Here is a 24,829-nt window from a genome sequence, read left to right on the forward strand (position 1 = left end):
GCACCATCCGATCCAGTTCCGACCAGAGGACACTCACGTGGCCAGCAAGAGCTCCGACGTCCGCCCGAAGATCACTCTCGCCTGCGTGGAGTGCAAGGAGCGGAACTACATCACCAAGAAGAACCGGCGCAACGACCCGGACCGTCTGGAGATGAAGAAGTTCTGCCCGCGCTGCCGCACGCACACGGCGCACCGCGAGACGCGCTGACGCAGCCACCGGCTCAGCGCACGACGACACCGCACGAGGCGGCCGCCCCACTCCGGGGCGGTCGCCTCGTCGCACGTCCGGCGGATAGGTTGAGGGACATGGCACTCACGGACGACCTCGTCGGTCGCACCTATGCGCCGACGGCGCCGTACGAGGTGACCGCGGTGAAGGTGCGCGAGTTCACCGCCGCCACGCAGGGCGAGGTCCCGGACGCCGACCGCGACGCCCCGGCCATCGCGCCGACGTTCCCGATCGTGCTGGCCTTCGACGCGATGAACGCGTTCCTCGCCGCCGAGGGCATCGACCTGGCGCGGATCGTGCACGGCGACCAGGGCTTCCGCTACGACCGCCCCGTCCGCATCGGCGACCGCCTGGTCGCGACCCTCGAGGTGGCCTCCGCCCGCCGGGTGCGCGACATGGACATCATCGGCACCTCCAGCGTGATCACCGACGCGGACGGCGAGCGCGTCCTGGTCGCGACCGCCACCCTCATCCACCGCGGAGGCGACGCATGAACCCCGGCGACGAGCTCAGCCCCCGCACGTTCACGATCACCCGGGCCGACCTGGTCCGGTACGCCGGCGCCAGCGGCGACCTCAACCAGATCCACTGGTCCGACCGGGTCGCGACCGCGGTCGGGCTGGACGGCGTCATCGCCCACGGCATGCTCACCCTCGGCCTCGTGGGCCGCGCGGTCACCGACTGGACGGACGACGCCGAGGTGGTCGAGCTGGCCGCCAAGTTCACGGCTCCCGTCGCGGTGCCGGACGACGACGACGGGGTCGAGATCGTCGTCGCCGGCACCGTGAAGGGCGTGGAGGACGGGCTGACCACCCTCGCGCTCGTCGTCACGTGCGGGGACAAGAAGGTGCTGGGCAACCCCCGGGCGGTCGTGCGTGCCTGAGCCCCGGCTCGCGGACCGGACCACGCTGCGCCTCGGCGGGCCCGCCCGCCGCTGGGTGACGGCCACGACCACCGACGCCCTGGTCGAGACCGTCGCGGACGCCGACGAGCGCGACGAGCCCGTCCTGGTGCTCGGCGGCGGCAGCAACCTCGTCGTCGCCGACGACGGGTTCGACGGTCTGGTCGTCGAGGTCGCGACCACCGGCGTCCGCACCGACACCGACCCCACCGGCGCGCCGTCCACCGACCCGGCCTGCGGAGGCGAGCTCGTCACCGTGGCGGCGGGGGAGGACTGGGACGCCCTCTGCGCCCGCGCCGTCGCCTCCGGGTGGGTGGGCATCGAGGCCCTCTCCGGCATCCCCGGCTCGGTCGGCGCCACCCCGGTGCAGAACGTCGGCGCCTACGGCCAGGAGGTCGCGCAGACGATCTGGAGCGTCGCCACCTGGGACCGCCTCGAGCGGCGCCGCCGGACGCTCGCCGCCGCCGACTGCGGCTTCGGTTACCGCGACAGCCGCTTCAAGCGCGAGCCCGGCCGCTGGGTCGTGCTCGAGGTGACCTTCCAGCTGCGCCGCGGCGACGTGGGCACCCCCGTCCGGTACGCCGAGCTGGCCCGCACCCTCGGCGTCGACGAGGGCGCGCGTGCGCCGCTGGCCGCGGTCCGCGACGCCGTCCTCGGCCTCCGCCGCGGCAAGGGCATGGTGCTCGACGACACCGACCCCGACACCTGGAGCGCCGGTTCGTTCTTCACCAACCCGGTCCTCGCCGACGACGCCGCGGCGCGACTGCCCGAGGACGCCCCGCGGTGGCCCGTCGAGGGCGGCGGCGTGAAGACGTCCGCGGCCTGGCTGATCCAGCACGCCGGCTTCGACCGCGGCCACGGGCTCGACCGGCCCGACGCCCACGTCGGGCTGTCGACCAAGCACACCCTGGCGCTGACGAACCGGGGCGGCGCCACCGCCGACGAGCTGCTCGCGCTCGCCCGCGAGGTCCGCGACGGCGTCGAGGCGGCGTACGGCGTCCGGCTGGTCAACGAGCCGGTCCTCGTCGGCTGCACGCTGTAGGCGGGCCAGCCGGTCTGGACCTGCTGGCCCGGCGGTCCGGGGCTGCCTACGCTCCGGACGCATGACCCCCTCCCGTGTCCGCCGCAGGGTCCTCGCGCCCCTCTGCCCCGTCGTCCTCACCGCCCTGCTGGTGAGCCCCTCGGCGGTCGCCGTCGCCGCCGAGGACGTCCGTGGCACCGAGGTCCCCGGTGCGTCGACCCGGGCCGAGGCCCTGGACGCCTACCGCACCGTGCAGGACGCCATCGCGGTCCCGGCCGGGTGGACCGGGTCGGTCGACGGCTGCCGGGTCGGCACCGAGTCGGCGGAGTCGAAGGCGGCCACGCTCGCGAGCATCAACGCGCTCCGGTCGATGGTCGACGCGGCGCCGGTGCGGCTCGACGCCGACCTCGACCGCAAGGCGCTCGCCGCCGCGCTGATGATGCGCGCCGAGGGCAACCTCAGCCACGACCCCGGTGAGGACTGGGCCTGCTGGAGCGACGAGGGAGACGAGGCTGCCGGTAACTCCAACCTGTTCCTCGGCTACTCCGGCGCCCAGGCGATGGAGGGCTTCGTCGACGACTCGGGCATCGACTCCCTCGGCCACCGGCGGTGGCTCCTCAACCCGGGAGCCCGGACGTTCGGCACGGGCTCGACCGGCTCGACCAACGCCCTCTGGGTCTTCGGCCCCGGCTCGGTGACCCCGCCCGAGCGCACCACCGTGGCGTGGCCGCCCGCCGGCTACGTGGCCGAGCCGTGGGTCTTCCAGGAGTGGTCGCTCGAGATCATCGAGGCCGACCTCACGGGCCTGGACCGCGCCCGCGTCGAGGTGAGCATCGACGGGGAGCCGACCGCGGTCACCCGGGTGCAGCCGATCGACAGCTACTACACCATCGGCAGCGGCCTGCAGTGGCGCGTGCCGGCCGCCTCCTCGCTCCCGGGTGGCGACCACGACGTCACCGTCACCGTCAGCGGCATCACCGTCGACGGCGACAGCACGCCGATCACCTGGAGCACCACGGTGGTCGACCCGGACGGCGGCGACCCGCCGCCGGTCGTCGACCCGCCGAGCTTCACCTCCCGGCCCACCGTGAAGCCCGCCCGCGGCAGCACCGGCGCCGTGGGCCCCGGCACGAAGCTGGTGGCCCGGTGGGGCGTGGAGGGCTCCGACGGCGAGACCGTGACCTGGACCCGCGACGGGCGGGCGATGAGCGGCGCCACCGGCAGGTCGTACGTCGTCCGCCGCGCCGACCGCGGCCACGCCCTGCGCGCCGTCGTGGTCGCCACCGGCGAGGGCGGCACCGCGACGAAGCGCTCGAACGTCGTCCGCGTGGGCTGAGCGGCCTCGGACGGTCAGGCGCTGAAGGCGAGCCCCGCGAAGAACAGGAAGAACAGGACGACCCCGATCACGCCCAGCGCCAGCAGCACGGTGCCGATGATCCCCATGACGTACCCGGCCTGTGCCTCGCCGCGACCCGAGTACTGACCGGGGTTGGCGTCGATCTCCTTCATCGCCCTCGAGCCGGTCACCCACGCGAAGGGGGAGACGAGGACGGGCAGACCGCAGAAGAAGAAGCCGCCCAGGCCGATGAGGCCGAGGACCAGGGCGGTGGTGGACGACGGGTGCTTGGGCGGCAGCCCGTAGCCGTAGCCCTGCTGGCCGTACGGCGACGGCTGGTACCCCGCGCCGTACTGGGGCTGCTGGCCGTAACCCTGGCCGTAACCCTGCTGGTACGGCGACTGGTCGTACGACGGCTGGTCGCCCGGCTTGGACAGGTTCGGTCGGTCGCCGGACGGCGGCTGCTGGTCGCTCATGGCCTCATTCTGACTCGTGGTGCCGGTCGGACGCTGTCGCCTGTTCAGGTGGAGGAGAGCACGCCGAGGAAGCCGGCGAACAGGCCGATGACCAGGATCACGTACAGCAGGACGAAGAGGGACCCGAGCACGAGCAGGACGGTGCCGACGATCCCCATGACGTAGCCGGCCTGGGCGTCGCCGCGCCCGCCGAGCGTGCCGCCGGAGGCGTCGATCTCCCGCACGGCCCGGCCGCCCGTCACCCAGGCCCACGGCGCGACGACGAGGGGGAGCCCGCACATCAGGCCGCCGCCGAGCGCGACGATGCCGAGCACCATCGCCGTCGTCGCCGACGGGTGCTTCGGTGGCAGGGGGTGCCCCGGGGCGAACCCCGGCCCGGGGGGACCGGGGTACGCCGGTGGGCCGAAGCCCGGCTGCTGGAAGGGCTGCTGGTACGGCACCTGCTCGTACGGCGACTGCGGGTACGGCCTGGTCCGCCGGTCGTCCTTGGCCAGGGTCGGCCGGTCGTCGGGCGGTGGCTGCGAGTCGTTCACGGGGACGTCCTCCTCGGGTGCGGGACCGGGCTCACGGGCTCGCGACCCAGTAGACGAGCGCCGCCACCAGGAGGGCCAGCACCGCGGACCCCAGGGACCCGAGCACGAGGCCGGCGACCGCGGCCCCGCGGCCGGTGAGGGCACCGCCGGAGGCGTCGATCTCCCGGACCACGCGGCGTCCGGTGAGGACCGCGACGGGCGCGGCGAGCAGCGGCACGTAGCAGAGGACCCCGCCGGCGAGGCCGATGACGCCCAGGGTGAGGGCGACCGACGCCGAGGGGTGCTGCACCGGGACGGCGGCGGGCGTCGACAACGGCCCGCGGTGCGGTCCGGCCGGGAACGGCGGGTACGACAGCGGCAGCGGGGAGCCGTCCACGGCGCCCCAGGGGTAGCTCTCGTACGGCGACGGGCCGGACGACGGCGCCGGCTCGTCCCGGGCCCGGTCCGACCGGCGGTCGGACGCGTCGAGCTCACGCCACCGCTCGGAGGGGTCCAGGTCGCTCACGTCGGGGAGTGTGCCTCCTCGGCGGCGGGCGAAACCTCCCACGCGTCCACCTCGGCGAGCAGGCGGGTGCGCAGGTCGTCGGGCATGCGGGCGGCGCGGATGGACATGCGTCCCAGCTCGGCGAGGGTGGCGTCGTCGAGGTCGTGGGCGGCGCGCATCGTGGCGTACTGCGCCGCGAGGCGGGACCCGAACAGCAGGGGGTCGTCGGCCCCGAGCGCGACGGTCGCCCCGGCGGCCAGCAGCTGCGGCAGGGGCACCGTCCCGAGGTCCGGGTAGACCCCCAGCGCCACGTTCGACGTGGGGCAGACCTCGAAGGCCACCCCGGCGGACACGGCGCGGTCCAGCAGCGCGGGGTCCTCGGTGGCCCGGACCCCGTGGCCGAGGCGGTCGGCGTGGAGCTCGTCGAGGCAGGTGCGCACCGAGGCCGGTCCGAGCAGCTCGCCGCCGTGGGGCAGCAGGGCCAGCCCGGCGCGCTCCGCGATGGCGAAGGCGCGGGAGAAGTCGGAGGTGCTGCCGCGGCGCTCGTCGTTCGACAGGCCGAAGCCGACGACGCCCTGCCCGGCGTACGCCGCCGCGAGGCGCGCCAGCGTCCGCGCGTCGAGGGGGTGACGGGTGCGGTTGGCGGCGATGACGACGGCGACCGGGAGGCCGGTGGCGGCGGTGGTGTCGGCCGCGGCGTCGAGCACCAGGTCGGTGAACGCGGTGATCCCGCCGAAGCGGGCGGCGTACCCGCTCGGGTCGACCTGGATCTCCAGCCAGCGCCCGCCGTCGGCGACGTCGTCCTCGGCCGCCTCCCGGACCAGCCGGCGGACGTCGTCGGGGGTGCGCAGCACCGACCGCGCCACGTCGTAGAGGCGCTGGAAGCGGAACCAGCCCTTCTCGTCGGCCGCCGACAGCTGCGGGGGCCACGCGGAGACGAGCGAGTCCGGCAGGTGGATCCCGTCGCGCGCCGCCAGCTCGAGCAGGGTGCCGTGCCGCATCGACCCGGTGAAGTGCAGGTGGAGGTGGGCCTTGGGCAGCGTGTCGAGCCGGCGGCGCGGCGGGCTGTCGGTCACGGGCTCGACTCAGCCCGCCAGCTTCTCGGCCGCCGCGAGCCGGGCGCAGACGCAGAAGGCCTCCATCGCCTCGACGACCGACGGCAGCGACGGGAAGGTGGGGGCGAGGCGGATGTTGCGGTCCTCGGGGTCCCGGCCGTACGGAAAGGCCGAGCCGGCGGGGGTCAGGGCGACGCCGGCGTCCTTCGCCAGGGCGATGACGCGGCTCGCGGTGCCGGGCAGGACGTCGACGCTGACGAAGTAGCCGCCGAGGGGGCGGGTCCACTCCGCGATGCCCAGCCCGCCGAGCTGCTCGCCGAGCACGCGGTCGACCTCGGCGAACTTCGGCGCCACCAGGTCGCGGTGCTTCGCCATGTGGTCGCGGACGCCCTGCGCGGAGCCGAACAGCTGCGCGTGGCGCAGGTGGTTGACCTTGTCGGGCCCGATGGCGCCCTGGCCGAGGTGGTGCAGGTACCACTCGACGGTCGCGGGGGAGCCGGCGAGGAAGCCGACCCCGGCGCCCGCCCAGCTGATCTTCGAGGTCGAGGCGAACATCACGACCCGCTCGGGGTTGCCGGCCGCGGCCGCCGCGGCGAGGAGGTCGGCGCTGGCGACCTCGTCGTCGGTGAGGTGGTGCAGGGCGTAGGCGTTGTCCCACAGCACGGTGAAGTCGGGCGCGGCGGTCGGCATCGCGGCGAGCCGGTCGGCCGTCGCCTGGGAGACGACGGTGCCCGTCGGGTTCGCGTACGTCGGGACCACCCACATGCCCTTCACGGACGGGTCGTCGGCGACGAGCCGCTCGACGACGTCCATGTCGGGGCCCTCGTCGGTCTGGGGGACGGCGACCATGTCGATGCCGAACCAGTCCAGGAGGGTGAAGTGGCGGTCGTAGCCGGGGGAGGGGCACAGGAAGGTGACGCGCTCCTCGCGTCCCCAGGGGCGCTCGCTGGTCGGGCCGCCCTTGATCCACAGGTCGGCGAGGACCTCGCGCATCAGGACCAGGCTCGAGTTGCCCGAGGCGACGAGCTGCGCGGTCGGGACGCCGAGCAGCTCCGCGAAGATGGAGCGCAGGTCGGCGAGGCCGGCCAGCCCGCCGTAGTTGCGGACGTCCGTGCCGGACGAGTCCTTCGTGGCGCTCGGCAGGCCCAGCAGGCCGTCGGCGAGGTCGAGCTGCTCCGGCGCGGGCTTGCCGCGCGTGAGGTCGAGGGACAGTCCCTTCGCGGCGAGGGCGTCGTACGCCGCGCGGGCGTCGTCACGGAAGGCGGCGAGCGCCTCGGGGGAGCGGTCGGTGAGGGCGGGGGTCTCGGCGGTCACGGGCCCATCGTCGCACCGTCGCCGAGGCCGGTTCGACTTGGTCCGAGCGCCCCCGTACAGTAAGGGTTTGGTGTCCGAGGGACGGGGATGCAGCGCGCTGCGAACCCCCCAGGACCCGGAGGGCACTAGCTCAACTGGCAGAGCATCGGTCTCCAAAACCGAAGGTTGGGGGTTCAAGTCCCTCGTGCCCTGCGACACGACGACGAAGCGGAAGGTGGACGAGCGTGGCCGACAGCAGCGCAGTGCGCAGCTCCCGGGACGACTCGCGCGGTGACGGCCCCGGAGGCAAGCGCACCGACCCGATCACCTTCCTGAAGCAGGTCGTCGCCGAGCTCCGCAAGGTGGTGTGGCCGACCCAGCAGCAGCTGGTCACCTACTTCATCGTGGTGATGGTCTTCGTGCTCTTCATGATCGCGTTGGTCTCGGTGCTGGACCTCGCCTTCGGGCAGCTGGTCTTCGAGATCTTCGCGCGCGACGGCTCCTAGCCGCCCCCGCACCCACACCACCGGGGCCAGGCCCCACACCCGATCAGATCCGAGGTAGCACAGCCGTGTCCGAGCAGTACGACGCAGACGTCGAGACCGACGAGTCCGAGGCCGACGAGGCCGAGGCCCAGGTCATCACGGACCCCGAGAGCCCGGACGGCGCCGAGTCGACCACCATCGTGGAGCCGATCGAGCCGCTGGAGCCCCTTGAGGACGTCGAGACCGAGACCGTCGAGGACGCCGTCGGCGGTGACTCCGACGACGACTCCGACGACGAGGAGGCCGGTCCCGAGGACCCCCTCGAGGCCTTCCGCCGCGAGCTGTGGGCCAAGCCCGGTGACTGGTTCGTCGTGCACACCTACTCCGGCATGGAGAACAGGGTCCGCGCGAACCTCGAGAACCGGATCATCTCCCTCAACATGGAGGAGCTGATCCACGAGATCGTCGTGCCGACCGAGACGGTCGCCGAGATCAAGAACGGCCAGCGCAAGATGGTCCGCCGCACGGTGCTCCCCGGCTACGTCCTGGTCCGCATGGACCTGACCGACGAGTCCTGGTCCGCCGTCCGCCACACCCCGTCCGTGACGGGCTTCGTGGGCCACAGCCACCAGCCGGTGCCGCTGAGCATGAGCGAGGTCGAGAACATGCTCGCCCCCGCCGTCCTCGCCGCCGCCGAGTCCGAGGCCGCCGCCGCGGGTCAGGGCTCCGGCTCGGGCTCGGGTGGCTCCGCCACGACCGCGCGCAAGCCGGCCATCGAGGTCGCCGACTTCGACGTCCAGGACTCCGTCATGGTCGTCGACGGCCCGTTCGCCACGCTCCACGCGACGATCACCGAGATCAACGCGGAGTCGCAGCGGGTCAAGGCGCTCGTCGAGATCTTCGGCCGGGAGACCCCGGTCGAGCTGAGCTTCAACCAGATTCAAAAGGTCTGAGCGACTTTCCCGAGCCTGCGAGGGAAAGTTCGGCGAAGAGGTCGAGGAGCGTCGACGCAGCCAGGAGCTTGCGACGGGCTGCGTGACGCGTCTCGAGACCCGGTGAGGCGAGAAGCATCCCGGGGAATCGCCCGAAGCACAGGCGTCCGGCACCATAGGACGCTGCACGAAGGAAACCGTGGCAGGGGCACCCGCCCCGACATGACCACACGAGAGAGAGGGCGACATGCCTAGCAAGAAGAAGGTCGCTGCGCTGGTCAAGGTGCAGCTCCAGGCCGGTGCTGCGACGCCGGCTCCGCCGGTCGGTACCGCGCTCGGTCCGCACGGCGTGAACATCATGGAGTTCTGCAAGGCGTACAACGCCCAGACGGAGTCCATGCGCGGCAACGTGATCCCCGTCGAGATCACCATCTTCGAGGACCGTTCGTTCACGTTCGTCACGAAGACCCCGCCGGCCGCCGAGCTGATCAAGAAGGCCGCCGGTCTCGCGAAGGGCTCCAGCACGCCGCACACCGACAAGGTCGGCAAGCTGACGAAGGACCAGGTCCGCGAGATCGCGACGACCAAGCTCCCCGACCTCAACGCCAACGACGTCGAGGGCGCCATGAAGATCGTCGAGGGGACCGCCCGCTCCATGGGCGTCACCACCGAGTGATCTCCACCCCCTAGCTCCACCCCCAGCTCAGATCCGCACGACCGTGGGAGAGCCACGCGCTGGCTCACGCACCACGCCGTCCAGGAGGGACGTTTCCTATGCAGCGCAGCAAGACCTACCGGGCCGCCGTCGAGACCTACGACCGCGACGCCATCCACTCGCCGTACTCCGCGATCGCGATCGCGAAGGACGTGGCCAAGAAGAAGTTCGACGAGACCGTCGACGTCGTCATGCGTCTCGGGGTCGACCCCCGCAAGGCCGACCAGATGGTCCGCGGCACGGTCAACCTGCCCCACGGCACCGGCAAGACCGCCCGCGTGCTCGTCTTCGCGAACGCCGAGAAGGCCGACGCCGCCCGTGAGGCCGGCGCCGACTTCGTCGGTGGCGACGACATGATCGAGAAGGTCAACGGCGGCTGGCTCGACTTCGACGCCGTCGTCGCGACTCCCGACATGATGGGCAAGGTCGGTCGCCTCGGCCGCGTGCTCGGCCCCCGCGGCCTCATGCCGAACCCGAAGACCGGCACCGTGACCCCCGACGTCGCGAAGGCCGTGTCCGACATCAAGGGCGGCAAGATCGAGTTCCGGGTCGACCGCCACTCGAACCTGCACTTCATCATCGGCAAGGCGTCGTTCGACCAGGCCCAGCTGGCCGAGAACTACGCCGCCGCCCTCGAGGAGGTGCTGCGGCTCAAGCCGGCCAGCTCCAAGGGCCGCTACATCCGCAAGATCACGGTGTCGACGACCATGGGCCCCGGCGTCCAGGTCGACCCGAACCGCACCAAGGACGTGGCGTCGGCCGACGAGACCGACTGACCCTCACCTCCCGCACGTCGTACGACGGCCCGCCCCGACCCCGTGGCGGGCCGTTCGTCGTCCTGACAGCGTCGGAGATCGACGTGCGAGGCCGGCCACGGCCGAGCCACGAGATCCGGTGAGGGGCGGGGCCGGCGTTCGTGGCGCGGGGTCTCGTGGCTCCTCGCCAGGGCTCGGAGCGCCTCGACCTCCGGGGGTGGGGAGATCGAGGTGCGAGGCCGGCCACGGCCGAGCCACCAGATCCGGTGAGGGGCGGGGCCGGCGTTCGTGGCTCGGGGTCTCGTGGCTCCTCGCCGGGGCTCGGAGCGCCTCGACCTCCGGGGGCTGCGGAGATCGAGGTGCGAGGCCGGCCACGGCCGAGCCACGAGATCCGGCGAGGGCCGTTCGTCGTCGCGGGTTCTGCCGGTGGTCTCGACGACACGGACCCGCCGGCGCGGGTCTGCTGCTCGACCGGCGGTGGGGCTGGGCGTTCGTGGCGCGGGGTCTCGTGGCTCCTCGCCGGGGCTCGGAGCGCCTCGACCTCCGGGGGTTGCGGAGATGGAGGTGCGGGGCCGGCCGCGGCCGAGCCACGAGATCCGGCGAGCGACGTTCGTCAATGCGGCTGTCCCACGGTGGTCTCGACGACGCGGACCCGCCGGCGCGGGTCTGCTGCCCGACCAGCGGAGCTGGGGGACCGTCCGATTTGGCCCGCCCCGCACCACGCCCGTACTGTTGTCCGCTGTAGCCGAAGACCGCCGGTCGGCCGCCCCGCGAGGGGAGGCCCGAAGGCCCCGGGAGACCGGGCGACCCGCGCAGGTGACACCGAGTGAGTGGCGCTCCGCGCCGTACGCCCTGTGCACCTGCACGGGGCGTTCTGCATTCTCACGGGTCCTCCGCCGGGCGGGACGCGGCCGGGTACGGGCAGCCGCCCGCACCTCACGCACCGACCACGACGAAGGAGACCCATGGCGCGAGCTGACAAGGACGCCGCGGTCGCCGAGATCACCGACTCGTTCACCAACGCCTCCGGCGCTGTGCTGACCGAGTACCGGGGTCTCGACGTCAAGCAGCTGCAGGATCTGCGCCGCGCGCTGGGCGACAACGCCAGCTACGCGGTCGTGAAGAACACCCTCGCCAAGATCGCCGCCAACCGCGCGGGGATCCAGGGGTTCGACGACCTCCTCACCGGCCCGACCGCCATCGCCTTCATCAGCGGTGACGTCGTCGAGGCCGCCAAGGGCCTGCGCGACTTCGCGAAGGCCAACCCGGCCCTCGTGATCAAGGGCGGGATCCTGGACGGCAACCCCGTGGACGCTGCCGAGGTGGCCAAGCTGGCCGACCTCGAGTCCCGCGAGGTGCTCCTGGGCAAGATGGCCGGCGCGATGCTGGCCTCGCTGTCCCAGGCCGTCTACCTGCTCAACGCCCCGATCTCCCAGATGGCCCGGCTCGCCGGGGCGCTGGAGGCGAAGGCGACCGAGGACCCGTCGGTCCTCGCGGGCGGAGCCGGTACGCCGGCCGAGGAGCCCGCCGAGCAGCCCGCCGAGGAGCCGGCCGCCGAGGCGACCAGCGACGACAGCGACAGCAGCAGCGACGACAGCGACACCGGGGCCGAGTCCACCGAGGCCTGAGCACCACCCCCACCCACACCACGCACCACCCACGGAAGGAAGCCACCATGGCCAAGCTCTCCACCGCAGACCTCCTCGACTCCTTCAAGGAGATGACCCTTCTCGAGCTCAGCGAGTTCGTGAAGGAGTTCGAGGAGACCTTCGGCGTCACCGCCGCCGCTCCGGTCGCCGCCGCCCCCGCCGCCGGCGCTCCCGCCGCCGGCGCCGAGGCCGCTGCCGAGCAGGACGAGTTCGACGTCGTCCTCGAGGCCGCCGGTGACAAGAAGATCAACGTCATCAAGGAGGTGCGCGCCCTGACCTCCCTCGGCCTGAAGGAGGCCAAGGACCTCGTCGAGTCGGCCCCCAAGCCGATCCTCGAGAAGGTCGCGAAGGACGTCGCCGAGAAGGCCAAGGAGTCCCTCGAGGGCGCCGGCGCCACCGTCACCCTCAAGTGACGCACGCCGGCCACGGCCGGCACTGACACACCGCGCACGAGGGCGGTCACCCCATCGGGGTGACCGCCCTCGTCGTGCGTCCGGACCACGTGAGCGCCCGGGCGCACGTCGCGTCGATGCTCGTGACGCACGTCACGGATCACGGCTCGGCCTCACTCGGTGACTGCCTGTTTACTCACTGGTAACCCGACCACTAGCATTCACCGGCGGACCAGGGTGAGACGGACGTAACCTTGCGCCGTTCGTCACGTTGAAGCATCGGCCGGTTCGGGGGTCCCGGGGATGTCGACCGGGACGACGACGCGCACAGAGAGGGGGACCGGATGGGTGTCGAGATCGCAGTCGAGGGACTGACGAAGTCGTTCGGCAAGCAGCTGATCTGGGGTGACGTCACCCTGACGATCCCCGCCGGCGAGATCTGCGTGATGCTCGGTCCCTCCGGGACGGGCAAGTCCGTGTTCCTCAAGGCCCTCATCGGCCTGCTGAAGCCCGACCGGGGCTCCATCGTCATCGAGGGCACCGACATCGCGACCTGCAAGGAGCGCGACCTCTACGAGATCCGCAAGCTCTTCGGCGTCCTGTTCCAGGACGGCGCGATGTTCGGGTCCATGAACCTGTACGACAACGTCGCCTTCCCGCTGCGCGAGCACACGAAGAAGACCGAGTCCGAGGTCCGCGACGTCGTCATGGAGAAGATGGACCTCGTCGGCCTGCTCGGCTCCGAGGACAAGCTCCCCGGCGAGATCTCCGGCGGCATGCGCAAGCGCGCCGGCCTGGCCCGCGCGCTGGTGCTGGACCCCGAGATCGTGCTCTTCGACGAGCCGGACTCCGGGCTCGACCCGGTCCGCACCGCGTTCCTCAACCAGCTCATCGTCGACCTGAACGCGCAGATCGACGCGACGTTCCTCATCGTCACCCACGACATCAACACCGCCCGGACGGTCCCGGACAACATCGGCCTGCTCTACCACAAGCACCTCGCCATGTTCGGGCCCCGCGAGATGCTGCTGAGCTCCGAGGAGCCGGTGGTCCGGCAGTTCCTGAACGCCCAGCGCGTCGGCCCGATCGGCATGTCCGAGGAGAAGGACGCCGACGAGCTGGAGGCCGAGAAGGACCAGGAGCTCCCGCCCCTGCCTCCCATCCCGCTCCAGATCGAGCCCTCCAACGGCATCCCGCGGCGGAGCCAGCGCGAGCCCGGGGGCTGGTGCCGTGACAACGGCATCACGCCGCCGCCCGGGTCGTTCGAGGACGAGAACGCAGCGGTGGGGGCCTGAGGGTGGCGAGCAGCCTCAACTCCAAGGTCCTCGCCCCGATCGGCACCGCGGGCGGGCTCTTCGCCTTCGGCCTGGACGTCGGGCGCCAGCTGTTCCGGCGACCCTTCCAGTTCCGTGAGTTCCTCACGCAGGCGTGGTTCATCGCGTCCGTGACGATCATCCCCACGGCTCTCGTGGCGATCCCGTTCGGCGCGGTCATCTCGCTGCAGATCGGCAGCCTGATCCAGCAGTTCGGTGCACAGTCGTTCACGGGGTCGGCCTCGGTGCTCGCCGTCGTCCGCAACGCAGGCCCCATCGCCACCGCCCTGCTGATCTCCGGCGCCGCCGGCTCCGCGATCGCCGCGGACCTCGGCGCGCGGAAGATCCGCGAGGAGCTCGACGCGATGATGGTGCTGGGCATCGACCCCATCCAGCGACTCGTGGTGCCCCGCGTGCTGGCCTGCATGCTGATCGCCGTCTTCCTCAACGGCCTGGTCAGCGTCGTCGGCGTGGCCGGCGGCTACGTCTTCAACGTCATCCTCCAGGGCGGCACGCCCGGCGCCTACCTGGCGAGCTTCACCGCGCTCGCCCAGCTCGCCGACGTGTGGCAGGGGATGATCAAGGCCCTCATCTTCGGCCTCATCGCGGCGATCGTGGCCTGCTACATGGGCATGAACGCCGGTGGTGGCCCGAAGGGCGTCGGTGACGCGGTGAACCAGTCCGTCGTCATCACCTTCATGCTCCTGTTCGTCGTCAACTTCTCCATGAGCGCCATCTACTTCCAGCTCGTTCCACCGAAGACGGGCTAGCGGCCGTGGCGACGTTCAAGCAGACGGCGACCGCGCCGCTCCGCAAGCTGGAGGGCCTCGGTTCCGAGCTCTCCTTCTACCTGCGCGCGCTCGCGTGGACCCCTCGCACGATCAGCCGCTACAAGAAGGAGATCCTGCGGATCCTCGCCGAGGTCACCCTCGGCTCGGGTGCGCTGGCGGTCATCGGCGGCACGGTCGGCGTCATCACCGCGCTGTCGTTCTTCACCGGCACGGAGGTCGGCCTCCAGGGGTTCGCCGCCCTCGACCAGATCGGGACGGCGGCGTTCTCCGGCTTCGTCTCGGCGTACATCAACACCCGTGAGATCGCTCCGCTCGTGGCGGGCATCGCGCTCGCGGCGACGGTCGGCTGCGGCTTCACCGCCCAGCTCGGCGCCATGCGGATCTCCGAGGAGGTCGACGCCCTCGAGGTGATGGCGATCCCCTCGCTGCCGTTCCTCGTCACCACCCGCATCATCGGCGGGCTCATCGCGATCGTGCCGCTGTACGTCGTCGGCCTGCTGTCGTCGTACTTCGCGACGAGGCTGACCGTGACGCAGTTCTTCGGGCAGTCGGTCGGCACCTACGACTACTACTTCAACCAGTTCCTGCCACCACAGGACGTGCTCTGGTCCTTCGGCAAGGTGCTCATCTTCGCCGTCGCCGTGATCCTCATCCACTGCTACCACGGCTACAACGCCACGGGCGGTCCCGCCGGCGTGGGGACCGCGGTGGGGTACGCCGTCCGCACCAGCATCGTGACCATCAACGTGCTCGACCTGTTCCTGTCGATGGCGATCTGGGGCACCAACACGACCGTCAGGCTGGCGGGCTGATGAACATCCTGCGCGCGCACAAGACCCTCGGGGTCCTGTTCCTGGTGATGCTCGTGACGGGCGTCTACCTGACCTACGCGATCTTCACCCAGCGCTTCACCGACTTCCAGGAGGTGAAGCTGGAGACCTCGAAGATCGGGCTCCAGCTGCCCGACCGGGCCGACGTGAAGATCCGCGGCATGATCGTCGGCGAGGTCCGCGGCATCGACACCACGACGGACGGCGCCGAGCTCACCCTCGGCATCCTCCCCGACAAGATCGACGAGATCCCGGCCGACGTCACGGGTTCGATCATCCCCAAGACCCTCTTCGGGCAGAAGGAGGTCGAGCTGATCCCCCCTGACGGAACCGTCGACGACGGCCCGTCGCTGGCGGCGGGCGACGTCATCGAGCGCACCGAGGTCGCGACCGAGGTGGAGCGGGTGCTGTCCGACCTGCAGCCGCTGCTCACCGCCGTGCGCCCGGGCGACCTCAACATGACCCTCAACGCGCTGGTCGTCGCGCTCGAGGGACGGGGCGACCGGCTCGGCGACAACATCGAGCGCCTCAACTCCTACCTGGGCAAGCTCAACCCCGAGCTGCCCGCCCTCATGGAGGACCTGCGCCTGACCGCCGAGGTCTCGGACGTCTACAACGACGTCATCCCCGAGCTGAGCAGCATCCTGCGCAACACCGTCACCACGTTCACCACGCTCGAGGGACGCGAGGACCGGCTCCAGGCCCTGCTGGGCGACCTGTCCCGCTTCTCGGACACCGCGCGGGTCTTCCTCGACGAGAACGGCGACAACCTCATCCGGGTCGGCGAGCTCGGCGAGCAGCAGCTGGCGGTCCTCGCCCGCTACTCGCCCGAGTACCCCTGCCTGCTGGGCGGCCTGGTCAACGCCGGCGCCGACCAGGGCGAGGCGTTCCGCGACTTCACGCTGCACATCAACCTCGAGCTGCTGCCGCAGCAGCCCCGGGCCTACACCCCGAACGAGGTGCCGCAGCTCGGCGCGGACAACGCCCCCTTCTGCGGGGAGCTGCCGAACCCGTCGTACACCCAGCAGAACCGGTTCACGGACATCCCCGACTTCGACGACGGCGTGGACGACTCGACCCTGCGCAGCGGCACCGCCGAGCGCGTCGCCCCCGGCCGTGCCGCGTCGGGCGGTACGTCGACCGCCGCGCCGAGCGCCGACGAGCTGTCCGGCACCGGGCCGACCCCGTCGTACGTCGGGACCTCGCAGGAGGCCGAGATGCTCCGCAGCATGATGGCGCCCGCCCTCGGCACCAGCGCGGAGGACGTCCCCGACCTGGGCGTCGTCCTGCTCGGCCCCATGGCCCGCGGTGCGGAGGTGGAGCTGCGATGAGGAACCGCGAGCTGATCCTCGCCGGCGTCAAGCTGGTCATCTTCATCGTCGTGACGTCGCTGGCCACCAGCCTGCTCGTCATCACCATCGGCAACCTGACCTTCGGCGCGCAACGGGAGTACAAGGCGGACTTCACCGACGCCACCGGCGTGGTCAAGGGCGACGACGTCCGCGTCGCCGGGGTGAAGGTGGGCGTGGTCAAGGACGTCCAGGTCGTCGACGAGACCGACCGGGCGCGCGTGACCTTCACCGTCGCGGAGACCACGGCGGTCACCGGGGCCACCAACGTCGAGATCCGCTACCGCAACCTCGTCGGCCAGCGCTACCTCTCTCTGAGCCAGGGCATCGGGAGCACCGACCGGCTCCCGGTCGGCGACGTGATCGGTGAGGACCGGACCTCGCCCGCCCTCGACCTCACGGTGCTGTTCAACGGCTTCAAGCCGCTGTTCCGCGCCCTCAGCCCGGCCGAGCTGAACCAGCTCTCCGGCGAGATCATCCAGGTCTTCCAGGGCGAGGCCGGCACGGTCGAGTCGCTCCTGGCCAGCACGGCCTCGGTCACCACGGACCTCGCGAACCGTGACCAGCTCATCGGCGACCTCATCACCAACCTCAACCAGGTCCTGACCACGGTCAGCGACCGCGACGAGGAGCTGTCGGACCTGATCATCAACTTCCGACGCCTGGTCTCGGGGCTGCGCGACGACCGTGAGCCGCTGCTGGCGTCGCTCGACGGCATCTCCGAGCTGTCGGTCGAGACCGCGGACCTCGTCTCGGGCGTCCGCCCGCCGCTGGTGGAGGACATCCGTGAGATCCGACGCCTCGCCGGCAACCTGGACCGCCCCCGCGACACCGCCGAGATCGACCGCTCCCTGAGCGTGCTGCCGATCAAGCTCCGGAAGATCGGGCGCACCGCGGTCTACGGGTCGTACTTCAACTTCTACCTCTGCAACTTCCAGGGACGTCTCGACATCTCCGCCCTGCCGAAGCCGATCCGCGACCTGCTGGGCCTCGGCAACAACGTGCAGCTCGAGTACCCGCTGCCCGGCACCGACCTGGGACCGAGGTGTGACCTCGGATGAAGCCGTTCCGTGAGCGCAACCCCGTCATCATCGGCGCCATCGGGTTCGCCCTGATCGCTGCGATCATGACCGCCGCCTTCCGCGCCAGCGACCTGCCGATCATCGGTGGCGGGGACATCTACTACGCCGCCTTCTCCGAGGCCGGCGGGCTCCAGGCCGACGACGAGGTCCGTGTGGCCGGCGTCCGGGTCGGCGTGGTCGAGGACGTCTCCGTCGAGGACGACGAGGTGATCGTCCGCTTCCGGATCGAGGAGGACACCGGCTTCGGCGAGGACACCGGCGCCTCGATCCGCATCAAGACGCTGCTCGGGTCGATGTTCCTCGCGCTCGAGCCGGCGGGGGAGGGCCAGCTCGACGCCGAGTCCACCATCCCGCTGGAGCGGACCGTCGCGCCCTTCGACGTGGTCGAGGCCTTCGAGGGACTCGGTGACACCACCCTCGAGCTCGACGCCGACCAGCTGGGGGAGTCCTTCACCGTGCTGTCGGACCTGACCCGCAACACCCCGGCGTCGTTCCGGCGCACGCTGCGCGGGGTCTCCGAGATCTCCGAGACCATCGCGTCCCGCGACGACGAGCTCGACGAGCTGCTCGGCAACCTCGAGGACGTCTCGGGCACCCTCGAGGCCCGGGACGACGACATCGTGACCCTCATCGACGACGCGGACGTGCTGTTCCGCGCCATCGTCGCGCGACGCCAGGCCATCAGCGACCTGCTCGACGCGACCTCGGAGCTGTCGGTGGAGCTGACCACGCTGGTGCGGCAGACCCGCGGCGACCTCAAGCCGGCGCTGACGAAGCTCGGCAACGTCGAGGACACCCTGCTGCGCAACGGCGACAACCTGGACGAGAGCCTGCGGCTGATGGTGCCCTTCTACCGTGTCTTCCAGAACACGCTCGGCACCGGACCCTGGTTCGACACCCTCATCGAGAACTTCCCCAACGCCGTGCCCGACCTCATCCCCGAGGGCAACGGGCGGGTGGCACCCGGCACGGGCCGCGGCGTCCAGGGACAGGGACAGGGACAGGGACAGGGACAGGGAGCGACCCGATGAGGTACCTCGCCGGGCTGGGCCGCTTCGTCGTGCCGGTCATCATCCTCGCGCTCGTCGCCGGCGCGGCCGTGCTGATGTTCCGCACGCCCGACCGCACCGAGATCACCGCCTACTTCCCGCGCACCATCTCGATCTTCGAGGGCAGCGACGTCCGCGTCCTCGGCGTGCCGGTCGGCAAGGTCGAGACGGTGGAGCCGGAGGGCACCCGGGTGAAGGTGCAGATGTACGTCGACGAGGAGGGCGTCCAGGTCCCCGAGGACGCCGGCGCGGTCATCATCGCCCCGTCCGTGGTCGGCGACCGCTACGTGCAGCTGACCCCCGCCTTCACCGAGGGCGACACGGCGATGGCGTCCGGGACGGTGCTCGACGAGGACCGCACCGAGGTGCCCCTGGAGCTGGACCAGATCTACGACGGCCTGAACGACCTGAGCGTCGCGCTCGGTCCGGAGGGGGCCAACTCGAACGGCGCGCTGTCCGACCTGCTGACCCAGACGGCTCGCAACTTCGGCGGCCAGGGGGAGCGGTTCAACCAGACCGTCACCGACCTGGGGGCCCTGACCCAGACGCTGGACAACAACAAGGAGAACCTGTTCGACAGCGTCGACAACATCGACGGCTTCGTGCAGACCCTGGCCGACAACGACCAGACCGTCCGGGACTTCTCCGACTCCCTCGCCGACGTCTCCGACCTGCTGGCCGACGAGCGGGAGGACCTCGCGGAGGCCCTCGACAACCTGGGCACGGCGACGACCGCGGTGTCCCGGTTCGTCCGGAACAACCGCTCCCAGCTCGGCCGCAACATTCGTGGCCTGCGCGACGTCACCCAGATCCTGGTCGACCGTCGCGTCGAGCTGGACGAGGTCCTGCGGACCGCTCCCATCGCGCTGAACAACCTCGGCGGCACCTACAACCGTGACGCCGGCACCCTCGACACCCGGGCCAACCTGCAGAACGGTCTGGAGGACCTGATCAAGGACCCGGCGAACGCGATCTGCAGCCTCGCCAACCTGGAGGGCCCGGACTCGGTGGATCGCTGCAAGGACCTGCTCGGCCCGATCATCCCCGAGCTGCCGGCGGCGCGGACGGCGCCGCTGGGTCAGGGCGGCGCGGCGCGAGGTCTGACGACGCTCGCCGAGCGCGAGACCTCCGACCCGACCCTCGGCGGTCTCGTGGAGGTGACCCGGTGACGCGACGGACGACACGGCGGACGACACGGCGGCCCTCCCGCCTGCGCGCCCTCGTGCTGGCCCTGGCCGGCATGCTCCTGCTGAGCTCCTGCGACTTCAGCATCTACTCGATCCCGCTGCCCGGTGGCCCCGACACCGGCGACGACCCGATCACGGTCACGGCCGAGTTCCGGGACGTCATGGACCTGGTGCCGCAGACCAACGTCAAGGTGGACGACGTCGACGTCGGGCGCATCACCGACATCACCACCCGCGACTACCGCGCGTTCGTGACGATGGAGCTGCAGGGTGACCTGGACCTCCCGACATCGACGTTCGCCCGCATCCGCCAGACCAGCCTGCTCGGGGAGAAGTTCGTGTCGCTGGAGCCGCCGGCCGGCAGCGAGAACACCGTCTCGGGCGACGTCCTCGAGTCCGGCGACGAGATCCCGATCGAGCAGACGGGCCGCAACCCCGAGGTCGAGGAGGTCTTCGGCGCGCTCAGCCTGCTGCTGAACGGCGGCGGCATCGGCCAGCTCGAGGTGATCACCAACGAGCTGAACCAGGCACTCGGGGGGCGCGAGCCCGAGCTGCGCTCGGCCCTGCGCCGGCTCAACCGGTTCGCGACGGTCGCCGACGAGAACTCCGACGACATCATCGACGCCATCGACTCGCTCAACGAGCTGTCGAAGTCGGCCAACGCCCAGACGGACACCATCAACCTGGCGCTCGACGAGATCCCCTCGGCCACGCTGTCGCTGGACCGCCAGCGCGACGACCTGGTTGAGGCCCTCACCTCGCTGGACGAGCTGAGCGACGTCGGCGTCCAGGTCATCCGTGACTCGAAGCAGGGCACGATCCGCTCGCTGGAGCTGCTGGAGCCGGTGCTGCGCGAGCTGGCGAACGCCGACGACGACTTGGCGTTCTCGATCCAGACCTTCCTCACCTTCCCGTTCGTCGACGAGACGGTCGGCCGCGACCCGCAGGTCGCGCGCTCGATCGAGATCGGCGACTACGTCAACCTCGACATCCAGCTCGACCTCAAGCTCGGGAGCGCGGGTGACCTCATCGACGTCGTCTGCGACGAGATCGACTCGCTCGTGCTGAAGCGACTGATCGAGAGCGGGCTCCCTCTGGACCAGGTCCGCGAGCTGATCAATGCGATCTGCGACAGCGGTGCGGTGGACGCGATCCAGGACTGCCTCGACGACCTCGGCACCGGGCAGCCCACGCTCGAGGAGATCCTCAGCTGCGTGGGTGACGTCGGAGCCGAGATCCCCGACCTCATCCAGTGCGACATCCTCGGTTCCATCTTCCCCGGCCTCTGCGACGAGGACGGCGGCGGTGGCGGCGGAGGAGGTGGAGGCGGCGGCCTTCCCCTCGATCCGACCGAACCACTCCTCCCTGACCTGCCAGGGCTCCCCGGCGGGGGCGGCGGCGGTTCCGGCGGCGGCGGCAACGGCGGTGGCGGCGGCCTCCTCGGTGAGGACGGCCTCGGCGGTCTCCTGCCGCGCGCGGCCCCGATGTCACCCGTGTACGGCGGCGAGCTGGCCGACGACTGGGTCGACATGGCCGACCTCGCCCGGGCCTACGACGCGGACCTGACCGGCCTGCTGGTCCCCGGCGTCACCCGTGCCGCGCTCCCCGGAGGTGGATCCCGGTGATCACCCGTCGTACCAAGCTGCAGCTGCTCGTCTTCGCGATCATCACCCTGCTCGGCGTCAGCTTCGTCGGCGCCCGCTACGCCCAGCTCGACCGGCTCGTCGTGGACCGCAGCTACAACGTGACGGTCGACCTCGCCGACTCGGGCGGGTCGTTCACCGGCAGTCTCGTGGCCTACCGCGGCGTCAAGATCGGCCAGGTCGGGGAGCTGACTCTCACCGAGCGCGGCGTGGAGGCGGAGCTCGTCATCGAGGACACCTACGACGACATCCCGGCGGACACGACCGCGGTCGTGGGCAACAGGTCGGCGCTGGGTGAGCAGTACATCGAGCTCCAGCCCCAGACGGACGAGGAGCCCTTCCTCGCCGACGGGGACGTCATCCCCGAGGAGCGGACGTCGACCCCGCTGCCGGTCGAGACCCTGCTGTCGAACGTCTCCACCACCGTGGGCTCGGTCGACGACGACGACCTGCGGACCGTGGTCAGCGAGCTCGGCGACGCCTTCGCCGGCACCGGCCCGGACCTGCAGCAGATCATCGACACCGGCAACTCGTTCATCGAGACCGCCGACGACAACTTCGCGACCACGGCGAACCTCATCGAGAACGCCAACACCGTGCTGTCGACGCAGCTGGACAACCAGGAGAACATCCGGTCCTTCGCCACCGACCTCAGCCTGTTCTCGGGGACCCTGGCAGGAGCGGACGACGACCTCCGCCGCGTCATCGACACCGGCGGCGCGACCGCCAACCAGCTGCGGACCTTCCTCGAGGACAACGACGTCGCGCTCGGGCGGCTGCTCGACAACCTGGTCACGACGGGCGAGATCGTCGTCCGCCGGCTGCCGAACATCCAGCAGTTCCTCGTGCTCTACCCCTACGTCGTGTCCGGCAGCTTCACCGTGGTCACCCAGGACCCCCGGGACGGCCTGAAGGACGCCCACTTCGGGCTCGTGCTCACGTCGGAGCCGCAGTTCTGCACCCAGGGCTACAAGCTGGCCGACCGTCCCATCACCAGCCCGTTCCCCCCGACCGAGCGGCAGCGGGACCCGCAGACCGAGCGCGGCGACATCCCGATGGAGCAGGACGCCCGCTGCACCCTGTCGCCCGAGCAGGGCAACGTGCGCGGGCAGCAGAACAACCCGCCGCGGATCGTGCCCTGGGACTCCCGCCCGACGGTGGCGTCGTACGACCGCGACTCGGGACGGGTCCGCTGGGGCTCGCAGGTGGGCGAGGAGCCGACCTCCAGCCGCGCGCCCGAGGCGCTCGGCGACAACGCCTGGTCGTGGCTGCTGATGCACCCGCTGACCAGCACGGAGTGACCCGGCGCCCGGCCACCGGCCGAGCCGGCCGCCGCCCCGGCGAGGGGCGCGTCGTCGTCGTGCCCCGGGCGGCTAGCCTCGCCGGGACCGAGGGAAGGAGCCGTGGTGGCTGCAGGTGAGACCGCGTCCGGCGCGACCGCGCCGACGCGCCGCCGTACCGTGCCCGCCCGGCTGGCGAGGGCGCTGGTCGTCGTCGCCGTGGTCCTCGCGCTCCTCACGGCGGGCGTCCTCGTCTGGACCTTCACGTCCCGCTCCTGGGTGGTCGGGGACCGCGAGGTCGCCGGCGACCAGGAGCAGGTCCAGGCGCAGCGCGACGAGCTCATGGAGGTCGGGCGGCAGTTCGTGCTCCGCCTGGGGACGTACGGACCCGACGGCCTCGACGCCGAGGGCAAGCTGACGGAGTACGGCGAGAGCGTCGGCGAGCTGCTGACCCCCGGCTTCCGCGACGGCTTCGAGCAGTCGCTCCCGCTCGTCGAGCAGCAGGTCGCCGACTCGCGGGTCTCGCGGTCCGCCGAGGTGCTCGGCACCGGCGTGGCCGAGATGAGCGAGGACGACGCCGCCGTCCTCGTCGCGGGGACGTTCACCGACTCGCTGGAGGGTGAGCCCGTGGGCCAGCCGGTCCCGCTGCGCCTGCGCGTCGAGCTCGTCCGCGTCGACGGGGAGTGGCTCGTGGACGACTTCGCCGGGGTCTCCCCGCCGGCCGAGGAGGAACAGCCGATCGACCCCGACCTCCCGATCCCGTCCCAGGAGCCCGGCGGCCAGCAGGGCCAGGACGGCCAGCAGGGCCAGGACGGCCAGCAGGGCCAGGGCGGCCAGCAGGGCGGCCAGCAGGGCGGCCAGCAGGGGGGTGGCCGGTGACCCCGAGCTGGTACGACGTCCTCGACGTCGCTCCCGACGCCTCCACCGAGGAGATCCGCGCCGCCTGGCGGGCCTCCGTCGCCGACCTCGACCCGACCGACCGCCGCTTCGCGGTGCTGAACCGGGCGGCCAAGGTCCTGCTCGACCCCGACGCCCGCGCCGCGCACGACGCCGAGCTCGCCGAGCAGGCCGACGCCGAGGACGACCCCGAGGACGAGCCCGGGTCCGCGGAGGCAGCGCCGGTCGTCCCGGTCCCGGTGGCCGAGAAGGCCCCGGCGACGAGGGCCCCGGCGAAGAAGACGACCGCGAAGAAGACGACGGCCAAGAAGACGACGGCCAAGAAGACGACGGCCAAGAAGGCGCCCGCCGAGAAGGCGACGGCGAAGGAGGCCCCGACCGCGAAGGCCGACGGCCCGAGCCTGGCCAAGGACTCCGACACCGCCCCCGACGCGCCCGCCGAGCACCCGGCGCAGCCGGCGCGCGACGGTCGTTCGCCGCTGTGGGTCGCCCTCGTGGCCGGCCTGGCCGCCGTCCTGCTCGCGATCGTGACGGTCGCGGCCCTCGTGGGCTCGACGTCCACCGCGCAGCTGGACGAGGACGTCACCGACGCGCAGGCGGCCGCGGAGCAGGCCATCGAGCCCGTGCTCTCGTACGACGCCACCGACCTCGAGGCCGGCCGGTCGACGGCGCTGTCGTACATGACCGAGGACTTCGGGAAGGACTACGCCGAGATCTTCGACGGCCTGATCGAGGGCAACGCCCAGGAGATCGGCGCCCAGGTGCAGGCGACGCTGCTGGCCTCGGCCGTCGTCCGGACCGATCCCGAGGTCGACCGGGTGCAGGTGCTGGTGTTCGTCGACCAGCAGACGACCAACGACCAGCTGGCGACGCCGCGCACCGACAGCAACCAGGTCACGGTGACGATGCAGCGGGTCGGCGACGAGTGGCTCGTCGACGACCTCGACACCGGTACGGCGGGCTGACCGGGCGGGGGGACGGGCACTGCGCGCCCCCGCCCCGCGCCGCGGAGGTGCTTGACCTGGGGCCGCGTGGCGGTCATCATCGTGCAGACGTCGAGTTTCAGCGCCGCTGTCTTGTGGTGCTCTCGATTGCCATGTACTGTGACCAGTTGCGTCTGCCCTCAGATGCCTGATCGCCTGTCCGGTGGCT

General features: G+C 71.6%; 27 protein-coding genes and 1 tRNA gene. 23 read left to right on the forward strand and 5 right to left on the reverse strand.

Annotation, left to right across the window (positions count from 1 at the left end; translation table 11 throughout):
* The first annotated feature begins 37 nt into the window (after positions 1-37).
* The 5 genes from rpmG to Q0858_RS00295 all read left to right on the forward strand — a co-directional run bounded on the left by rpmG (position 38) and on the right by Q0858_RS00295 (position 3,487).
* Positions 38-208 carry a 50S ribosomal protein L33 gene (rpmG, locus tag Q0858_RS00275; protein ID WP_221024354.1) on the forward strand — a complete coding sequence of 57 codons (171 nt, stop codon included), beginning with the start codon at positions 38-40 and terminating at the stop codon, positions 206-208.
* A gap of 98 nt (positions 209-306) precedes the next feature.
* The gene (locus tag Q0858_RS00280; RefSeq protein ID WP_299049812.1) at positions 307-723 is read left to right on the forward strand and encodes a MaoC family dehydratase N-terminal domain-containing protein; all 417 of its coding nucleotides are present in this window, start codon (positions 307-309) and stop codon (positions 721-723) included.
* A complete protein-coding gene (locus Q0858_RS00285) occupies positions 720-1,112 on the forward strand; it encodes a MaoC/PaaZ C-terminal domain-containing protein (protein ID WP_299049813.1) in 393 nt (130 codons plus the stop codon). The genes Q0858_RS00280 and Q0858_RS00285 overlap by 4 nt, the downstream gene beginning before the upstream one ends.
* Positions 1,105-2,172, forward strand: coding sequence for a UDP-N-acetylmuramate dehydrogenase (locus tag Q0858_RS00290; protein WP_299049815.1), 1,068 nt, complete (start codon positions 1,105-1,107; stop codon positions 2,170-2,172). Before Q0858_RS00285 ends, Q0858_RS00290 begins: the two co-directional genes overlap by 8 nt.
* 61 nt (positions 2,173-2,233) lie before the next feature.
* The gene (locus Q0858_RS00295; RefSeq protein WP_299049818.1) at positions 2,234-3,487 is read left to right on the forward strand and encodes a CAP domain-containing protein; all 1,254 of its coding nucleotides are present in this window, start codon (positions 2,234-2,236) and stop codon (positions 3,485-3,487) included.
* Positions 3,488-3,501: 14 nt separating this feature from the next.
* On the opposite strand, the gene Q0858_RS00300 is transcribed toward Q0858_RS00295, so the two are convergent.
* From Q0858_RS00300 to Q0858_RS00320, 5 genes are read right to left on the reverse strand one after another with little or no spacing between them, the layout of a single operon-like run.
* Complete coding sequence (locus Q0858_RS00300; protein ID WP_299049819.1) at positions 3,502-3,963, reverse strand: DUF4190 domain-containing protein; 462 nt, start codon at positions 3,961-3,963, stop codon at positions 3,502-3,504.
* 44 nt (positions 3,964-4,007) lie between these two features.
* Positions 4,008-4,496: a DUF4190 domain-containing protein gene (locus Q0858_RS00305; protein WP_299049822.1), complete on the reverse strand. Its 489-nt coding sequence runs from the start codon at positions 4,494-4,496 to the stop codon at positions 4,008-4,010.
* Positions 4,497-4,527: 31 nt separating this feature from the next.
* Positions 4,528-5,001, reverse strand: coding sequence for a DUF4190 domain-containing protein (locus tag Q0858_RS00310; protein ID WP_299049824.1), 474 nt, complete (start codon positions 4,999-5,001; stop codon positions 4,528-4,530).
* A complete protein-coding gene (locus tag Q0858_RS00315; protein ID WP_299049827.1) occupies positions 4,998-6,056 on the reverse strand; it encodes an adenosine deaminase in 1,059 nt (352 codons plus the stop codon). Before Q0858_RS00315 ends, Q0858_RS00310 begins: the two co-directional genes overlap by 4 nt.
* A gap of 9 nt (positions 6,057-6,065) precedes the next feature.
* A complete protein-coding gene (locus tag Q0858_RS00320) occupies positions 6,066-7,349 on the reverse strand; it encodes an aminotransferase class I/II-fold pyridoxal phosphate-dependent enzyme (protein ID WP_299049830.1) in 1,284 nt (427 codons plus the stop codon).
* Positions 7,350-7,468: 119 nt separating this feature from the next.
* Between Q0858_RS00320 and Q0858_RS00325 the strand changes: the two genes are divergently transcribed.
* The 18 genes from Q0858_RS00325 to Q0858_RS00410 all read left to right on the forward strand — a co-directional run bounded on the left by Q0858_RS00325 (position 7,469) and on the right by Q0858_RS00410 (position 24,642).
* A tRNA-Trp gene (locus Q0858_RS00325) sits at positions 7,469-7,541 on the forward strand.
* A gap of 32 nt (positions 7,542-7,573) precedes the next feature.
* Complete coding sequence (secE, locus tag Q0858_RS00330) at positions 7,574-7,834, forward strand: preprotein translocase subunit SecE (RefSeq protein ID WP_299049833.1); 261 nt, start codon at positions 7,574-7,576, stop codon at positions 7,832-7,834.
* A gap of 65 nt (positions 7,835-7,899) precedes the next feature.
* Entirely contained in the window at positions 7,900-8,766 is an 867-nt protein-coding gene (locus Q0858_RS00335) for a transcription termination/antitermination NusG family protein (RefSeq protein WP_299049835.1), read from the forward strand.
* Between the two features lie 226 nt (positions 8,767-8,992).
* Positions 8,993-9,421 (forward strand): 50S ribosomal protein L11, encoded by a 429-nt coding sequence (gene rplK, locus Q0858_RS00340; protein ID WP_240234309.1) that lies wholly within the window; start codon positions 8,993-8,995, stop codon positions 9,419-9,421.
* A 98-nt stretch (positions 9,422-9,519) separates the two neighbouring features.
* Entirely contained in the window at positions 9,520-10,236 is a 717-nt protein-coding gene (gene rplA, locus Q0858_RS00345) for a 50S ribosomal protein L1 (protein WP_299049841.1), read from the forward strand.
* Between the two features lie 944 nt (positions 10,237-11,180).
* Positions 11,181-11,843, forward strand: a complete 663-nt coding sequence (gene rplJ, locus Q0858_RS00350) for a 50S ribosomal protein L10 (RefSeq protein WP_299049843.1) — start codon at positions 11,181-11,183, stop codon at positions 11,841-11,843.
* 47 nt (positions 11,844-11,890) lie between these two features.
* Complete coding sequence (rplL, locus tag Q0858_RS00355) at positions 11,891-12,277, forward strand: 50S ribosomal protein L7/L12 (RefSeq protein ID WP_299049845.1); 387 nt, start codon at positions 11,891-11,893, stop codon at positions 12,275-12,277.
* 323 nt (positions 12,278-12,600) lie between these two features.
* Positions 12,601-13,551, forward strand: a complete 951-nt coding sequence (locus Q0858_RS00360; RefSeq protein WP_299049847.1) for an ABC transporter ATP-binding protein — start codon at positions 12,601-12,603, stop codon at positions 13,549-13,551.
* 2 nt (positions 13,552-13,553) lie between these two features.
* Positions 13,554-14,339, forward strand: a complete 786-nt coding sequence (locus Q0858_RS00365) for an ABC transporter permease (protein ID WP_299049850.1) — start codon at positions 13,554-13,556, stop codon at positions 14,337-14,339.
* A 5-nt stretch (positions 14,340-14,344) separates the two neighbouring features.
* Positions 14,345-15,172 (forward strand): ABC transporter permease, encoded by an 828-nt coding sequence (locus Q0858_RS00370; protein ID WP_299049854.1) that lies wholly within the window; start codon positions 14,345-14,347, stop codon positions 15,170-15,172.
* Positions 15,172-16,521 (forward strand): MCE family protein, encoded by a 1,350-nt coding sequence (locus Q0858_RS00375; RefSeq protein ID WP_299049856.1) that lies wholly within the window; start codon positions 15,172-15,174, stop codon positions 16,519-16,521. Before Q0858_RS00370 ends, Q0858_RS00375 begins: the two co-directional genes overlap by 1 nt.
* Complete coding sequence (locus Q0858_RS00380) at positions 16,518-17,600, forward strand: MCE family protein (RefSeq protein WP_299049859.1); 1,083 nt, start codon at positions 16,518-16,520, stop codon at positions 17,598-17,600. The genes Q0858_RS00375 and Q0858_RS00380 overlap by 4 nt, the downstream gene beginning before the upstream one ends.
* A complete protein-coding gene (locus Q0858_RS00385) occupies positions 17,597-18,652 on the forward strand; it encodes an MCE family protein (RefSeq protein ID WP_299049861.1) in 1,056 nt (351 codons plus the stop codon). Before Q0858_RS00380 ends, Q0858_RS00385 begins: the two co-directional genes overlap by 4 nt.
* Positions 18,649-19,839: an MCE family protein gene (locus tag Q0858_RS00390; protein WP_299049864.1), complete on the forward strand. Its 1,191-nt coding sequence runs from the start codon at positions 18,649-18,651 to the stop codon at positions 19,837-19,839. The genes Q0858_RS00385 and Q0858_RS00390 overlap by 4 nt, the downstream gene beginning before the upstream one ends.
* Positions 19,836-21,482 carry an MCE family protein gene (locus tag Q0858_RS00395; RefSeq protein ID WP_299049866.1) on the forward strand — a complete coding sequence of 549 codons (1,647 nt, stop codon included), beginning with the start codon at positions 19,836-19,838 and terminating at the stop codon, positions 21,480-21,482. Before Q0858_RS00390 ends, Q0858_RS00395 begins: the two co-directional genes overlap by 4 nt.
* Positions 21,479-22,801, forward strand: coding sequence for an MlaD family protein (locus tag Q0858_RS00400; protein ID WP_299049868.1), 1,323 nt, complete (start codon positions 21,479-21,481; stop codon positions 22,799-22,801). The genes Q0858_RS00395 and Q0858_RS00400 overlap by 4 nt, the downstream gene beginning before the upstream one ends.
* Positions 22,802-22,906: 105 nt before the next feature.
* Positions 22,907-23,659, forward strand: coding sequence for a hypothetical protein (locus tag Q0858_RS00405; protein ID WP_299049871.1), 753 nt, complete (start codon positions 22,907-22,909; stop codon positions 23,657-23,659).
* The gene (locus Q0858_RS00410; protein WP_299049873.1) at positions 23,656-24,642 is read left to right on the forward strand and encodes a DnaJ domain-containing protein; all 987 of its coding nucleotides are present in this window, start codon (positions 23,656-23,658) and stop codon (positions 24,640-24,642) included. Before Q0858_RS00405 ends, Q0858_RS00410 begins: the two co-directional genes overlap by 4 nt.
* The last annotated feature ends 187 nt before the right edge of the window (positions 24,643-24,829 follow it).

Source organism: uncultured Nocardioides sp., assembly GCF_947489365.1.
Classification (GTDB): Bacteria; Actinomycetota; Actinomycetes; order Propionibacteriales; family Nocardioidaceae; genus Nocardioides.